Origin of the sequence: Komagataeibacter diospyri (genome assembly GCF_006538165.1) — a bacterium.
GTDB lineage: Bacteria > Pseudomonadota > Alphaproteobacteria > Acetobacterales > Acetobacteraceae > Komagataeibacter > Komagataeibacter diospyri.
The window spans coordinates 21332-35662 of sequence record NZ_BDLU01000043.1 but is presented as its reverse complement, the minus strand read 5'-3'; the positions used below and the strand labels follow the sequence as shown (position 1 = coordinate 35662).

Below are 14331 nucleotides of genomic sequence, written 5' to 3'. Positions count from 1 at the left end.
TCCGTCAGTATGAAGCGATCCATATGGTCTTTGAAACACATCATGGCCCTTTAGAAAACTCAATTCCCAACAGCCCCTGAAAAGGGCTTCACCAAAAACATTCTTATGATTACCGGATGTTTGCCAGGCAGTCTTTTCAAACAGCCTCCAGGAACGGAAGCAGGCATTAAAAAACCCCGCCGGAAGACCGGCGGGGCGGATGCGGGACGTATCCCGGATCAGAGCATGGACTTCGCGCGGGCTTCAACTTTCGCGCAGGCCTGCTTGCGAATGTCGGTTGATGCGTCTTCCAGCGAGATCGGTGCCTTGCCACCCACCTTCAGCAGGCCGGTGGACCCATCGGCATAGGACATGTTGCCCTTCTGGTTGGACGGTACGTCGTTGGTCTTCTTGTTGAACGCCGCCAGCACGGGCCATGCCTCGGACGCGGTCAGGTAATTGGACTGGATGCAGTAATTCATGATGCCGCCCAGATCGGCGGGCTTTGCCGTGGCCACGGCCGAGTACACCGTATCGGCTGACAGGGAACCGGGCTTGATCGCCTCGACCTGATTGGCGACGCCAGCACCGGTCGGGGGAGAAATTTCAGCGGCATGGGCCGCAAGTGGCGCGACTGCCATGATTGTGGCGAATGCACCGGCAGACAGAACGCGACTGAACGACACCATATTGATTTCCTTACATTGTTTATCAGGCGGGGGTGAAAGCCCGGCGCCATTTGTAAATCTGTGTGTCAAACATAACACGATGTGGCAGACCGGTACCCGTGCGGCTGATATGTCTGGCATTCGGCTTTTCGATATATAGTACCCTTGTCCATTCAGCCCTGCGCCCCATAACCCTCTGTTGTCCGGGGGGAATTCCGCCTTTCGCACGGCATGGGCGCGGTGTGGGCACGGGTGCCATCATTCGTCAAGAAGTCGTGAGGAAGCTTAATGCAGCACTTCCAGGGCATGGAAACCGTCATACGGACGCAATGGACATTGAGTCCGCCCTGACTTCGTGGGAATGCTTGGCCATACTTGGCCCTAACCCTGTGCACGGGATCAACATGCAGCATTTGCGCCTTCTTCTGAAAGATGTCTGGTATCTTACCCGTCCCTATTTCACGTCCGAGGACAGGAAATGGGCATGGGGCCTGCTGGCGGCGGTACTGGTCCTGACCTTTTCCATAGTGGGGCTGGACCTGCTGCAATCCTTCTCGCGCAATGCCTATTACACGGCCCTGCAGCAGCGTGATGCGAAGACCTTCCTGCGCGGCCTGTTCTGGTATGTACATAATGACCAGGGCTTCGTGCCGGGGTTCTTCATCGTCACCATTCCCATGGTGCTGTGCAGTATCTATGCCACGTACCTGCAGCAGATGCTGGGCCTGCGCTGGCGGCGGTGGCTGACACAGCGCATGACGCGACAGTGGATGGAAAACCAGACCTATTTTCGCATTGCCGTCACCACGTCCGGGCTGGAAGCAGGCGCCGACAACCCCGACCAGCGCATACAGGAAGACCTGAACAGCTTTGTGACCGATACGCTGACGCAGGTCATCAACCTGCTGTCCAATATCGTGACGCTGTTCAGTTATGTCGGTCTGCTGTGGGTGCTGTCCGGTCCGCTGGAATTAATGGGCATTTCCATACCCGGCTATTTCTTCTGGGCTGCGCTGATCTATTCCGTGCTGGCGACGTGGCTGACACATCTTGCTGGGCACAAGCTGGCGGGGCTGCAGTTTTTCCAGCAGCGTGCCGAGGCCGATTTCCGTTACAGCCTTGTCCATGTCCGCAACAATGCCGAAGGGATCGCCCTGTACCGTGGCGAGGCGGAAGAGCAGGCCGGGCTTAACCGTTCCTTTTCGCGGGTGTATGGCAATTTCCTTGTCATCATGCGCCGGACCAAGTGGCTGGGACTGCTGACGACGGGGCTGGAGGTCGTATCAGGCAACTTCGCGATGCTGATCGGCTCGATCCGGTATTTCGCGGGCAAGATGACGTTCGGCACGCTCATGCAACTGGTCATGGCGTTTTCGCGCGTGCAGGGGGCGCTGGGCTGGCTGTCCACGTCCTATGCCTCGCTTACGACATGGCATGCGGAGGTCGCGCGTCTGGCGACCTTCCAGCGGGTGATGGATCGTGCGCAGGCCATGCGTGACGAGGTTACGGTCGTGCCCGCCGCCGCGAATGCGAACCTGCAGGTCAGCGGGCTGGACGTGTTCCGCCCCGACGGCGCGGCCCTGCTGTGCAATGTCAGTTTTACGCTGGAACATGGACAGATGACGGTGGTGACTGGCCCGTCGGGTACCGGCAAGTCCACGCTGTTCCGCGTGCTGGCGGGGATCTGGCCGTTTGCCACCGGCACCATCACGCAGCCGGACGTGGCGATGATGTTTGTCCCGCAGCGGCCCTATGTGCCCACCGGCACGCTGCACCGGGCCGTGACCTATCCCGCCGGTGTGGACGCCTATCCGGAGGCGGACGTGATCGCGGCCCTGCAGCAGGTCGGGCTGGGCGCGCTTGCGCCGCGTATCGAAAGCGAGGAGGCATGGGGGCAGATCCTTTCCCCCGGTGAACTCCAGCGTCTGGCCTTCGCGCGTATCCTGCTGGCGCGGCCGGGCTGGGTGTTTCTTGACGAATCAACATCGAACCTTGACGCAACATCGGAAGCGGCGCTGTACGCGCTGCTGCGTCAGGTATCCCCGGGCATGACGGTTGTCTCCATCACGCATCGGGAATCGGTGGTGGCGATGCATGTCAACCGTGTGGACCTGTCTCCCTTTGCCGTAGCCGCGCCCGAGGGCGACGGGGGAAGCGTCAGTGCGTCCCCTGCATCGCCGCGACCATAAGGTCGGTGTTGTGGCGCATCATGGTGATGTAATCCGGCGCTGGACCACCGGCCGGGGACAGGGCTTCGGCATACAGTTCTCCACCGGGTCTGGTACCGGTCGCCCGCGCCACCTGCTGGACCATGCGCGGATCAGTTGCGTTTTCCATGAAATAGGTGGTGACGCCCGTCTGGCGGATCTGCCGGATCAGGGCGGCGATATCCCCGGCCGAGGCTTCCGTCTCGGTCGAAAGGCCCTGCGGCGCCATGAATGTCAGGCCATAGGTCCGGCCGAAATAGCCAAAGGCATCATGGCTGGTCAGGATGCGTCGGCGATCGGCCGGTATGGTGGCGATGCGCGCACGTATGTCGCGGTCAAGTGCCTGCAACTGCGTGACGTAAGCTGCGGCTGATGCGCGGAAGCTGTCGGCATCCGCCGGGTCGATGGCGATCAGTGCGTCACGGATGTTGTTGGTCCAGATGATGACATTGGGTACGCTGTTCCAGACATGCGGGTCCGTTTCCGCCTGCTGCAGGCCCGGCGGGGTGTAGATGCTGATCCCGTTGGACACGATGACGGGCGTGCCATGATACCCCGCCGCGTGGGCAAGGCGGCCAAACCAGCTTTCCAGTCCCTCGCCACTCATGAATACGATATCGGCCTGGCGTAGCTGGCGGGCATCATCGGGGGAGGGTTCGAATTCATGCGGGTCGCCATCGGGGGGCACCAGCGACGTGACATGCACATGCGTGCCGCCCACATGCGCCACCACATCGGCCAGAACGGTAAAGCTTGCGACCGCCTGAACCGTATGGGGTACGGGCGCGGCATAGGCAGGCATGACGGACAGGACCCCGCAAAGGCCAAGCAGGCAGGACAGACGGCGCATCGGCGCGAACTCCATTAAAAAAAGACTGCTGATAACAAACAGAAGTTTTTGGGTGCCGCCTTTTTTCAAAAAGCTTCACCTAAAAATTCTGGTTTTCAGGATGTTTCGTGAACGTGTCGTCCTGCGCGCAATCCTGCGGGCGATACGACAAGGGAAAGGATATAAAGCACGCTACATGTCAGGATGATTGATGGCCCCGCCGCCAGCCCGTAATGATAGGATACCAGCAGCCCGATCAGCCCCGCCGCCATGCCCGTTGCGGCGGACAGCACCATCATGGGCAGCAGGCGGCGTGTCCATAGCCGCGCGGTCGCGGCGGGCACCATCATCATGCCCACCGACATGAGCGTGCCAAGGGCTTCAAACCCCGCAACGAGGTTGATGACCACCAGAAACAGGAACACCATGTGGTAGATGCCGCCGCGCCCGCCGGTCATGCGCATGAAACCGGGATCGACGCATTCCATGACCAGTGGCCGCCAGATGATGGACAGCAGGGCGATGCTGAGTGTCGTAATGCCCCCCATCAGGCACAGCGCCGATGCGTCAATGCCCAGAATGGTGCCGAACAGTACATGCAGCAGGTCGATATTCGACCCGCGCGCGGAGACGATCAGTACGCCCAGCGCCAGTGAAGTCAGGTAGAAACTGGCGAAGCTGGCATCTTCGGCAAGCTGCGTCCGCCTGCTGACCAGTCCGGCCAGCAGCGCCACACCCAGCCCTGCCACGATCCCCCCAAGTCCCATGGCCGTCAGCGACAGGCCACCCGCCAGAAGGAACCCGACGGCGGCACCCGGCAGGATGGCATGGCTCATCGCATCGCCAATCAGGCTCATGCGGCGCAGTTGCAGCATTACCCCAACAGGCCCCGCCCCCATGCCAAGCGTCATGGACGCCACCAGTGCGCGACGCATGAAGCCGAAGGATGCAAACGGATCCCATAATACGGACAGGATGCTCATGACGGCATGTCCGCCCACCTGTCCCGTGTCCCGCCATAGGCACGCTGCAGGATAACAGGCGTCAGGATGTCGGGAGTCCGGCCCCAGGTCGCCTGTCCGTCATGCAGCAGCACGACATCGGGGAAACAGGTGCGGATCTGGTGGATGTCATGCAGCACGGCAATGATGGTGCGCCCCTGCGTATGCCACTCGCATACCAGTTCCAGCAGGTCCTGTGTCGTGGGCGCATCCAGCGCGGTAAAGGGTTCGTCCAGTACGATGACCCGTGCATCGGTCATCAGCAGCCGGGCAAACAGCAGGCGCTGGAACTGGCCAGCCGACAGGGCCGCGATCATGCGCTGTGCCTGTCCGTCAAGGTTGACGCGATGCAATGCATTGGCCGCACGCAGGCGCACTGTCCGGTCCGCACGGCCAAACAGGCCCGTCTGCTGCCATGCACCGCCCAGCACCATGTCGGTGACACTTATGGGGAAACCCCGGTCGATGATGCGTGCCTGCGGCAGGTAGCCGAAATCACGTGGACCAAGTCCCCCGCGCGTGACCGTGCCATGCGCCAGCGGCACTTCACCCAGTATGGCGCGCAGCAGGGTGGACTTGCCCGTACCGTTGGCCCCTGCAATCGCGGTCATGCTGCCGGGACGGAAACTGCCGGTTACGTGCCGCCACACCGTCTGACCACCCATGATCGCCCCCGCATCTTCCAGCCGGATCGTGCCGGCAGTCGTGTCAGGGATCATGGTATGGAGACGGCCCATGCGATCAGTCCCCATAATATGGCGCACGGCACTGTCATGCAGGCCAGCCGCTGCCACCATGCGCGTGCCATCCATGTCATGGGTAGCGGGGCAGGGGTCATATCGGGGGTAGGGTGCTGCATGGCTGTCCGTTTGTCTTGGTCCGTGGACGAGGGGGAGACAGGAAAGGAAAGCGGCATGGGAACCCAAAGTGTTATAATATAACATATTCCTATATCATCGACTTGCCCACCGTCAAGGGAAGGCGGCATGGTGTCACCCACATCATGAACAGGGGGTCAGGGCAGGTGACGTTTCATACATGGCTGCTGTTCGCCGCCACTGCTTTCGTATTATCCGCCATGCCGGGGCCGAACATGATGCACGTCATGTCAATCAGCACCCGGTACGGATTTCTGCGCAGTGTGAGCGTCATGGCAGGGTGCATACTGGCGATTGTGCTGGTGGTCATTGCATCGCTTGCGGGCATGGCAGGGGTGCTGGCGGCATCACCACGCCTGTTTGCGGTGCTGCGGATGATCGGGGCGGCGTATATGGTGTTTCTGGGTATCCGGGCATGGCGCGCGCATGACATGGTGGGCGGTAACGGGACAGATCTGTCTTCCATGCCTGCCGTGGCCATGCGGGATCTGTTTCGTGACGGGTTCCTGACCGGGATCAGCAATCCCAAGCTGCTACTGTTCGCCGCGGCCTTTCTGCCTCAGTTTGTCAATCCGGCTGCGGCACGCATGCCGCAATATGTCATGCTGGTGATGACATTCGCGGTGGTGGAGGTGTCCTGCTACCTGGTTTATGCCGGTGGTGGGCGTGTCCTGTCCGTATGGCTGCGTACGCCGGGGGTGCATCGAGTTTTCTGCTTTGTGAGTGGACTCGTGTTCATCGGCTTCGGGGCCATGCTGCTGCTGACGCGTATATAGGGATCACAGTTCACCATGCATGTCCGGGTGCGGGCTGCCATGCTGTCTGTAATGAGCGGTTATATCATGCCTGCACCCTGGCTGACGGGATGGTGTCTGGCAGGTCTGGTGATGGAATGGGTGTATGTAACGGTTTTCATTGTATCATCTGCTTATGGCAGTCTGATGATCCCTGATCTGGAAACGGGCTGGCATCCGGTTTTACCTTCATTTCATGTAAATAATTTATAAATATAATAAGAAAAACGCAATCAATGGTAATTTGTTTTGTGAATAATAAAAAATATACTTAATGTATTTCAGTTTTATTTTTTTTTCATTACATGAAGTAATTATAAAATATAATGCATATAATGAAAAAATTATACATTCAGAGCCGGTAATGGAGTGGCCTATCTGTATTCAACCATATATAGACAACTGTATCCATAAAGACACAGTCTCTTCTTATGTGGTAACTGAACAGTGAATATATTTATGCCTATATGGACGCTGTGGCAGGGGGATTATATACGCCTAAATATGTTTAAAATGGCTAACGAAATGGAATACTCATGGCCAGAATGACCGCAGGTATGGCGTGGATGCTTTCGGCCAGTCTGGGTGCACTGCTCATCCCTTCCGCCTATGCGCAGGACACGGATCCGGACAAGGGCAAGAAGGCCCAGTCATCCGTCAGGGGCACAGGTGCCACGGATAATGCCGTAACGTCCGTCAACGCGGAAGAAATGACGGTTATCGGCCATCACCGGATGGTGGCGGGGGCAGCGGCCAACTATAACAAGAAGACTGCGAACCTTGGCCCGCTGGGCACGCGCCGCACGCTTGATACGCCCATGTCGATCATGACCGTGCCGCATGACGTGATCGTCAACCAGCAGGCGCGTAACATCAACGACCTGATGCAGTACATACCGTCGGTCCAGCTGGAAACTCGTGCTGATCCCGGCACCAGCCGCCCGCAGTCACGCGGGTTTGAGGCGGACGTGATTTCCAACAGCCGCATCGACGGCCTGAACGCGTTTACCGTAACACCCTATGCGGCCGAGCAGTTCGATAACGTGCAGGTGCTCAATGGCCTTGCCGGTGCGCTGTATGGTCCCCAGAACCCGGCGGGCACATTTGAATATGGCCTGAAGCGCCCGACTGATGAGCGCATAAACCGTCTGGTGGTTGGCGTGGATTCCATCGGCACGCTCATGGAAAATGTCGACTCGTCAGGCCGCCTTGGCAAGAATGGCTGGTTTGGTTACCGCATCAACCTGCTGCACGGTGACGGCACGACGTATGTGCAGGACAGCTGGGTGCGGCGTAATATGGTCAGTGCGGATTTCGATATCCATTTCGACCGCGACACCGTGCTTGAACTCGATGCCAGTCATTACACGTATGATGAACGTGGCATGCCTGCGGGCGTCAACCTGAACAACATGCAGTTGCCCGAAGCCCCTGATCTGAGCAAGCCGCATATGGGGCAGGATTATGCGGGCTACAACTCCGAAAACAACGTATTCCTCGCCAAGCTCAAACATCGGATCAACGATAACTGGAGCTTCGTGATCGGCGGGCTGTATCAGGATTCAGGCCGTCAGGTGTTTGAATCCGCCGATACGCTGATCAACAACCAGGGCGGTTACAAACAGACCATTTCCGCCGCCACCACGGTCAATGACTTCAAGGTCGGCAGCAACATGGCCTATATCAATGGCCATGTGCATACCGGGTTCATCAAGCATGACCTTGTCATTGGTACCAACGGCTACATGGAAGGGGGCTATAACCCCCTGAGCGGACAGAGCTACACCGCCGTTGCCTCGGCGTCGCTATATGATCCGGCGGTCGCGTCCAATGGTCCGCAGCCCTATTACAAGGGTAAGTACGAATCCCAGTACGTGCGCTATCAGTCCATGATCCTGGGGGACACGGTACATTTCAACCGTCACTGGTCCGCCATGGGTACGCTGGCATGGAGCTGGCTGGATCAGGACAGTACCGGGACCGTGACGGAAGAAGCTCCGACAAAGCAGACGGTGAATGGCTACGTTGTCTCGACCACCCACCTGGGCAAGGGAAAGACCACGAATTCGCGGGCCGATGCCGCCTTCAGCCCGATGGCCAGCCTTATCTACAAACCGGCTGACAACCAGACCGCCTACTTCACCTATGGTCGTTCATTGCAGGCCGGTACATCGGTTTCGGCTGGTGCGGTGAACAACAACCAGTTCACTTCGCCCGTGCGGAGTGAGGAGTTTGAAGTCGGCTACAAGTACATGTTCCGTAATATCCAGTTTAACGTGGCTGGTTTCCGGGCAACACGCAGCTATGCCTATATCGACCCGACATCGCATGTTTATGGTAATTTCGGCACGCAGCGGAATTATGGTGTCGAGTTCCAGGCTATGGGTCATATCACGCCACGCCTGTCCGTTATCGGCGGCATGACATGGATTGATGCGGAAGTGCTGAATACGGGCAACGCCAGGACATCCAACAAGGAAGCCGTCGGTGTCGCACCGCTTCAGGCCAACGTGCTGCTGGATTATCGTATCCCGTTCTCGCAGGGGTTTGCGCTTAACGGTCTGGCTGTCAACGCCAACGTCCATTACACGGGCCGGCGTGCGGCGGATGTGTATAACTCGACCTATGCCGGGTCTTACGTCACGCTGGATATGGGGGCGCGTTTCCCGTTCCGTGCGGCCAGGCATCCGTGGATGGCCCGTTTTGGCGTGACCAATGTTGCGAATGAACGGTACTGGTCGTCCGTTTATAACGGCACTGCTGCGGGCACGGCTGTAACGGCGGCGGGCACCAGTGCTGCCTATGCCGGTCTGCCACGCGCCTATCACTTCACGCTTGAAGCTGACTTCTAAAACCCCGCGCACCCGCTTGTGATACCGGGCGGGGGCGCGAAAGCCCGGTGGCGTTCCCATATTCCCTGCAACCATAAAGGGAAGGAACGCCACCATGACCGAACCCACCACCCCTGTAATCAAGGACTGCCCCATCGGGCTGGATGCCACAGGCACACGGCGCGAAAAGGATTCGATGGGGGAAATCGACGTCCCCGCCAACCATTACTGGGGTGCGCAGACGCAGCGCAGCCTTGTGCATTTCTCGATCGGGCGGGACCATATGCCCATCGAGGTATGCCACGCCTACGGAATCGTGAAAAAGGCGGCGGCACAGGTCAATGCGGCCGATGGGCGCATGCCGCAATGGAAGGCCGACGCCATAAGCCGTGTGGCCGATGAAGTGATTGCGGGCAGGCTGGATTCCGAATTCCCGCTGTTTGTCTGGCAGACCGGGTCCGGCACCCAGACGAACATGAACGTGAACGAGGTCATCGCCAACCGCGCCATCCAGCTTCTGGGCGGGACCATTGGTTCCAAGAAACCCGTGCATCCCAATGACGATGTCAACATGGGGCAGTCGAGCAACGATTCCTTTCCCACCGCCATGCATGTCGCAACCCTGCTGGAAATCGACAGCCGCCTGCTGCCGCGCGTGCGCGAACTGATTGAAAGCCTGCGCACGAAGGCGGAAGAATGGATGCAGGTGGTCAAGATTGGCCGTACCCACCTGCAGGACGCCGTACCCCTGACGGTGGGACAGGAATGGTCCGGCTGGGCGCAGCAGCTTGAAGATGCGCTGGAAGCGGTCGAGGCCGCACGCCCTGGCCTGCTGCAGCTTGCGGCGGGTGGAACGGCTGTGGGTACCGGCCTGAACGCCCCGCCGGGTTTCAGCCGCGCCATTGCAAAGCGCATTGCCGCACTGACCGATAAGCCGTTTGTCACCGCACCCAACAAATTTGCGGCCCTTGGCGGGCTGGACGCCATGGTACGGGCGTCAGCCGGCCTGCGCGGGGTGGCGGTCAGCCTGCTCAAGATCGCCAATGATATGCGCCTGCTAGGGTCCGGCCCGCGCTGTGGTCTTGGTGAGTTACACCTGCCGGAAAACGAACCCGGTTCCTCCATCATGCCCGGCAAGGTCAACCCGACCCAGTGCGAGGCCATGGTCATGATCTGCACGCAGGTGCTGGGCAATGACGCGACGGTGGCGTTCGCGGGCAGTCAGGGGCAGCTTGACCTGAACGTGATGCGGCCGGTCATTGTCGCCAATGTACTGCATGCCATCCGCATCCTTGCTGACGGCTGTCATAATTTCCGGGTCTTTTCGGTTGAGGGCACGACGCTCAACCGAAAGCGGATTGATTCTTACGTGGCGGGTTCCGTTATGCTGGTCACGGCGCTTAGTCCGGAGATCGGGTACGACCGGGCTTCCGCCATTGCGCATCAGGCCATGGAACATGATATCAGCCTGCGTGAGGCGGCCCTTGCTTCCGGCTTTGTCGATGGTACGACTTTCGACCGGCTTGTCCGCCCGCTGGACATGGTGGGCAAGGGCGTGGGCGGGGCCTGATCTCCAAAAGCGTTTATTTTTCAAAACAGTTTATCAGGATGGGGCGGCCCCCTGCGTGTTGACCTGTAGCGTGAACAGCGCATCGCCTGCGCACATGAACAGCATATCACGCTTGGGGCCGCCGAATGTCAGGTTCGACACCCCGCGCGGCAGGCGCAGCCGTCCGATCATGTGGCCGTGGGGATTGTACACCACCACGCCACACAGTCCCAGCGGTCCGTTGGCCCCGCACCACAGATTGCCAAAAATATCGGTGCGCATGCCATCGGGAATCATCTGGTGGCCATTCAGCATCATGTCGGCAAAGGGGCGCAGGTTGCGCACTTCATCCCCCACCACGTCGCCCACGTGGATATGCTGGTCGCCGCCATGCCCGTCCTGTCCCGGTCCGGGCCCATCGGAAATGACATAGACGATCTTCCCGTCCGGCGAGAACGCAAGCCCGTTCGGGTCCGGCAGTTGCTGCTGTGTCAGCACGGCGCGGATATTACCGGTGGCGGGATCAACGCGGAAGACATGGTCTTCCTGCCGCCTGTGGCCGCCAAACTGGGTCACGACTTCTCCATCCAGCGTCCAGCGTTCGACGCCGCCCCGGTTGGCGGGGGCGCCGGGCGCATCAGGATGGCCTTCCACGATCGTATCGCCATAACCGGGATCGGTGAACCAGATGCTGCCATCAGGGTGGACCGCCACATCGTTGGGGGAGTTCAGCGGCGCGCCGTCGTAGCTGTCGGCCAGTACGTGGCATGACCCGTCATGGTCCCACCGGACCACGCGACGCATGCCGTGTTCGCAACTGACCAGACGACCTTCGTTATCAAAGGCGTTGCCGTTGCTGTTGTAGGAATAGTCACGAAAGACCGAAACCGCACCGTTTTCCCACAGGTAGCGGTACTGCTGGGCGCGGATCGTATCGCTCAGCAGCAGGAAGCGTCCTTCACTGTTCCATGCCGGACCTTCCAGCCATCCCCCGCCGCGCCATGCCAGTTTCAGCCCGGCATTGGCATAGGCCAGATTGCCGAAGCTCGAATCCAGCACCAGTATGTCCGGGTCAGGCAGGGGGGACACTGGCGCATCCGCCCCCCATTGCCGGGGTGGGGTGGAGATAACGCTGGCTGGTTGTGGCAGGTTCTCTACAGTTGCCGCGCGGACGCGTAGCCCACTGGCCCACAGGCCACCCGTGGCCAGCCCACCGGCAAGTATGGCACGCCGGCCGGGATGGAGCACAGGGGGGGCTGGCGGCATGAAAATGTCTTTCTGTTGTGTGGTCATGAATAAGGAACTGTTTTGAAAATTACTTACTGATGAATAAAAATTTTTGGGCGCCGCCTTTTTGAAGATTTTTGAAAAAAGCTTTGCCAAAAAACTTCTTGTTTGTTTTCAGGCTTTTCAAGCAGTTCTTATCAGTTTTCGATGTTCTGCAGGACTTCAAAGCCCTCGAACACCGGGGGACCGGCCATAAGCGGCTTGCGGTTGCCCGCATGGGCGTGGGCGGCGCGGAACTGTTCCGACTGCGTCCAGCCGACAAAGGCTTCATAGGATTCCCATACGGTGTGCGAGGCATAGAGGATATGATCCTCATGCGTCGGGCCCTTGAGGAACTGGAAACTGACAAAACCGGGCACGGTGCGCAGGTGGATTTCGCGCCCCAGCCAGCGTTCACGGAATTCCTGTTCGTTTTCAGGCGGGATACGGAAACGGTTCATGGCAATGTACATGCTGTGTTTCTCCTGTTTCGGCAGCTGGACTGGCCCTAGCGGCCGCCGGACACCGTCATCACACTTCCTGTCATATACGATGATGCTGGGGACAGGAGGAAGGCCACCGCCTGCGCGATTTCATCCACATGACCCACGCGCCCCATGGGAACTACGGTTTCCGCCAGCTTCGCGGTTTCCGGTGGCACCATGTCGGTTGCGGTCAGGCCGGGGGCGACCGCGTTGACGCGTATGCCTTCGCGCGCGACTTCGTTGGCCAGGCCACGGGTAAAGGTTTCGACCGCCGCCTTGGTCGCGGCATAGGGCACCAGACCCGGCAGCCCCCCCAGGCGCGCTGCGACCGATGACAGGTTCACGATTACCCCGCCCTTGCCGCCATGGCGGGTGGACATGCGGCGCACGGCTTCGCCCGATGCCAGCATGGTGGCGCGGATATTGATGTTGAACAGGGCATCCAGTGTTTCGGCGGTCTGTTCATCAACCCGTACTTTCGTGCCGGTAATGCCCGCATTGTTAACCAGTCCTGCAAGCGGCCCGAGCGCGCCGGCGCGTTCAAACAGGGCATGGATTTCTTCAGGTTTCGATATATCGGCCCGGATCGCCAGTGCGCGACCACCGTGTGCCGTGATGGTACGCGCCAGTTCTTCGGCCGGGGCGGCGTTGGCGGAATAATTGATGACGACGGCATGGCCTTCACGTGCAAGCAGGCTGCTTATGGCATGGCCGATACCCCGGCTGCCTCCCGTCACGATCACGACGCCGGGTGATTGCGCGGGGGTGGAATTGACGCTGTTCATGAACCCGTCCTGCCTGCTTGCTGAATGTCAGATGGGCAATCATAGACCCGCGGGCGGCCATGCAAACAGGAAACATGGCCGCCCGCAGGTCATGGGCGTATATCAGCCATCCAGTCGCGACAGGTGGGGCAGCAGGTCGGACAGGCCCTTGATGGTGGCGCTGTGGGATAATCCCGTCTCGTCGGAGAAACGCTTGATGACCGGTGCGGGGATCAGCCGGGTCACCACATTTTCATCGACCGGGGTGTTGGTCGGGTGGTTTTCCCATTGCGTGACCTGGGCTTCCAGTCCCTCCTTGCGCGCCCGCTCGTGCAGTTCGCGTCGTCCGGGGCTGCTGGCGTCGCCCATGTAGGCGATGACCGCACTCATGAGACCCGACGTATCGCCGCGCGCGCCCGTCAGCACATCCGCAACCTTGCCTGCTGCATGTCCGATCTGGTCCGTTGCTGGATTGGTCATGGTGGTGTGCTCCTTTAATCAGTGGTCGGGGATACCGGGGCCAACGTGGGGCAAGCCGGTTTTGTCCCATCACGGATTTATGAAGATGGGAATGAAACCCCCGCGGGAACTTTTTCAGGCCCGTCCATTCATCATCTTCTGATGGCAGTACTGCATGGATGTGTGTTGACTCCGGCGGCAAACTGCAATGCGCTGGATGATATAACAAAAATTGTCATGTCATTCCTGAAGGGAGACAGCCCGATGCAATGCATTCCCGCCGTGCGCCGTTACGGGGCGCATGGCCTGATCTGGACAGCCCATTTTGCCATGGCCGTCGTACTGGCCAGTGTCAGTGCCCACGCCGCAGGGCGCGAGGACCAGGCCAGCGCCTGCAAGAATGATGTGTTCCGGCTGTGCTTTCTTGACATTCCGAATGAAAAACTGATGACGGAATGCCTGGAAAGCAAGCTCAGCCAGCTTTCCCCAAAATGCCGCGCCATGTTCGAGGATGATGAGGCACAGGACGCGGAACACAAGCAGGAAGACGCTGCCGTGGCCCGGGAAGTCGCACCCACGCATTGAACGCGTGATCGCAAAAGTCGCGCGTATTTGACGTGT

General features: G+C 59.5%; 14 protein-coding genes. 6 read left to right on the top strand and 8 right to left on the bottom strand.

The genetic code is table 11. The features are described from left to right. Positions 1–218: 218 nt before the first annotated feature. Positions 219–668, bottom strand: a complete 450-nt coding sequence (locus MSKU9_RS10315; RefSeq protein WP_141261370.1) for a DUF2501 domain-containing protein — start codon at positions 666–668, stop codon at positions 219–221. Between the two features lie 383 nt (positions 669–1051). On the opposite strand from MSKU9_RS10315, the gene MSKU9_RS10310 reads away from it, so the two are divergent. Continuing rightward, a complete protein-coding gene (locus MSKU9_RS10310; protein ID WP_193557684.1) occupies positions 1052–2836 on the top strand; it encodes an ABC transporter ATP-binding protein/permease in 1785 nt (594 codons plus the stop codon). Here MSKU9_RS10310 and MSKU9_RS10305 read toward each other — a convergent pair. The 3 genes from MSKU9_RS10305 to MSKU9_RS10295 all read right to left on the bottom strand — a co-directional run bounded on the left by MSKU9_RS10305 (position 2805) and on the right by MSKU9_RS10295 (position 5481). Continuing rightward, on the bottom strand, positions 2805–3704 hold the full coding sequence (locus tag MSKU9_RS10305) for a metal ABC transporter solute-binding protein, Zn/Mn family (RefSeq protein WP_141261369.1): 900 nt from the start codon (positions 3702–3704) through the stop codon (positions 2805–2807). The two genes, MSKU9_RS10310 and MSKU9_RS10305, sit on opposite strands and share 32 nt — an antisense overlap. Positions 3705–3799: 95 nt before the next feature. Then, positions 3800–4666, bottom strand: a complete 867-nt coding sequence (locus MSKU9_RS10300; protein WP_141261368.1) for a metal ABC transporter permease — start codon at positions 4664–4666, stop codon at positions 3800–3802. Further along, entirely contained in the window at positions 4663–5481 is an 819-nt protein-coding gene (locus tag MSKU9_RS10295; RefSeq protein WP_141261367.1) for a metal ABC transporter ATP-binding protein, read from the bottom strand. The genes MSKU9_RS10300 and MSKU9_RS10295 overlap by 4 nt, the downstream gene beginning before the upstream one ends. Positions 5482–5708: 227 nt before the next feature. Here MSKU9_RS10295 and MSKU9_RS10290 point away from each other — a divergent pair, with 227 nt between their 5' ends. From MSKU9_RS10290 to fumC, 4 genes are all read left to right on the top strand, one after another. Then, positions 5709–6338 (top strand): LysE family translocator, encoded by a 630-nt coding sequence (locus tag MSKU9_RS10290; protein WP_141261378.1) that lies wholly within the window; start codon positions 5709–5711, stop codon positions 6336–6338. 15 nt (positions 6339–6353) lie between these two features. After that, on the top strand, positions 6354–6569 hold the full coding sequence (locus tag MSKU9_RS10285) for a hypothetical protein (protein WP_141261366.1): 216 nt from the start codon (positions 6354–6356) through the stop codon (positions 6567–6569). A 332-nt stretch (positions 6570–6901) separates the two neighbouring features. Then, complete coding sequence (locus tag MSKU9_RS10280; protein WP_141261377.1) at positions 6902–9208, top strand: TonB-dependent receptor; 2307 nt, start codon at positions 6902–6904, stop codon at positions 9206–9208. A gap of 94 nt (positions 9209–9302) precedes the next feature. Continuing rightward, positions 9303–10757 (top strand): class II fumarate hydratase, encoded by a 1455-nt coding sequence (gene fumC, locus MSKU9_RS10275; RefSeq protein ID WP_141261365.1) that lies wholly within the window; start codon positions 9303–9305, stop codon positions 10755–10757. 33 nt (positions 10758–10790) lie between these two features. Here fumC and MSKU9_RS10270 read toward each other — a convergent pair whose 3' ends face one another. From MSKU9_RS10270 to MSKU9_RS10255, 4 genes are all read right to left on the bottom strand, one after another. Further along, the gene (locus MSKU9_RS10270) at positions 10791–12002 is read right to left on the bottom strand and encodes an SMP-30/gluconolactonase/LRE family protein (RefSeq protein ID WP_141261364.1); all 1212 of its coding nucleotides are present in this window, start codon (positions 12000–12002) and stop codon (positions 10791–10793) included. 158 nt (positions 12003–12160) lie between these two features. Then, positions 12161–12475 carry an antibiotic biosynthesis monooxygenase family protein gene (locus MSKU9_RS10265; protein ID WP_141261363.1) on the bottom strand — a complete coding sequence of 105 codons (315 nt, stop codon included), beginning with the start codon at positions 12473–12475 and terminating at the stop codon, positions 12161–12163. A gap of 35 nt (positions 12476–12510) precedes the next feature. Further along, complete coding sequence (locus MSKU9_RS10260; protein WP_141261362.1) at positions 12511–13272, bottom strand: SDR family NAD(P)-dependent oxidoreductase; 762 nt, start codon at positions 13270–13272, stop codon at positions 12511–12513. A 102-nt stretch (positions 13273–13374) separates the two neighbouring features. Beyond that, positions 13375–13731: a YidB family protein gene (locus MSKU9_RS10255; RefSeq protein WP_141261361.1), complete on the bottom strand. Its 357-nt coding sequence runs from the start codon at positions 13729–13731 to the stop codon at positions 13375–13377. Positions 13732–13974: 243 nt separating this feature from the next. On the opposite strand from MSKU9_RS10255, the gene MSKU9_RS10250 reads away from it, so the two are divergent. Further along, positions 13975–14295 (top strand): hypothetical protein, encoded by a 321-nt coding sequence (locus MSKU9_RS10250; protein ID WP_141261360.1) that lies wholly within the window; start codon positions 13975–13977, stop codon positions 14293–14295. Positions 14296–14331: the final 36 nt, after the last annotated feature.

Bases quoted from the DNA above. Each gene is read 5' to 3' on its own strand.
- MSKU9_RS10270 (WP_141261364.1), bottom strand. From the start codon at position 12,002: ATGCCGCCAGCCCCCCCTGTGCTCCATCCCGGCCGGCGTGCCATACTT.
- MSKU9_RS10305 (WP_141261369.1), bottom strand. From the start codon at position 3,704: ATGCGCCGTCTGTCCTGCCTGCTTGGCCTTTGCGGGGTCCTGTCCGTC.
- MSKU9_RS10255 (WP_141261361.1), bottom strand. From the start codon at position 13,731: ATGACCAATCCAGCAACGGACCAGATCGGACATGCAGCAGGCAAGGTT.
- MSKU9_RS10310 (WP_193557684.1), top strand. From the start codon at position 1,052: ATGCAGCATTTGCGCCTTCTTCTGAAAGATGTCTGGTATCTTACCCGT.
- MSKU9_RS10295 (WP_141261367.1), bottom strand. From the start codon at position 5,481: ATGGTGGCAGCGGCTGGCCTGCATGACAGTGCCGTGCGCCATATTATG.
- MSKU9_RS10300 (WP_141261368.1), bottom strand. From the start codon at position 4,666: ATGAGCATCCTGTCCGTATTATGGGATCCGTTTGCATCCTTCGGCTTC.
- fumC (WP_141261365.1), top strand. From the start codon at position 9,303: ATGACCGAACCCACCACCCCTGTAATCAAGGACTGCCCCATCGGGCTG.
- MSKU9_RS10280 (WP_141261377.1), top strand. From the start codon at position 6,902: ATGACCGCAGGTATGGCGTGGATGCTTTCGGCCAGTCTGGGTGCACTG.
- MSKU9_RS10250 (WP_141261360.1), top strand. From the start codon at position 13,975: ATGCAATGCATTCCCGCCGTGCGCCGTTACGGGGCGCATGGCCTGATC.
- MSKU9_RS10315 (WP_141261370.1), bottom strand. From the start codon at position 668: ATGGTGTCGTTCAGTCGCGTTCTGTCTGCCGGTGCATTCGCCACAATC.
- MSKU9_RS10260 (WP_141261362.1), bottom strand. From the start codon at position 13,272: ATGAACAGCGTCAATTCCACCCCCGCGCAATCACCCGGCGTCGTGATC.
- MSKU9_RS10285 (WP_141261366.1), top strand. From the start codon at position 6,354: ATGCATGTCCGGGTGCGGGCTGCCATGCTGTCTGTAATGAGCGGTTAT.
- MSKU9_RS10265 (WP_141261363.1), bottom strand. From the start codon at position 12,475: ATGTACATTGCCATGAACCGTTTCCGTATCCCGCCTGAAAACGAACAG.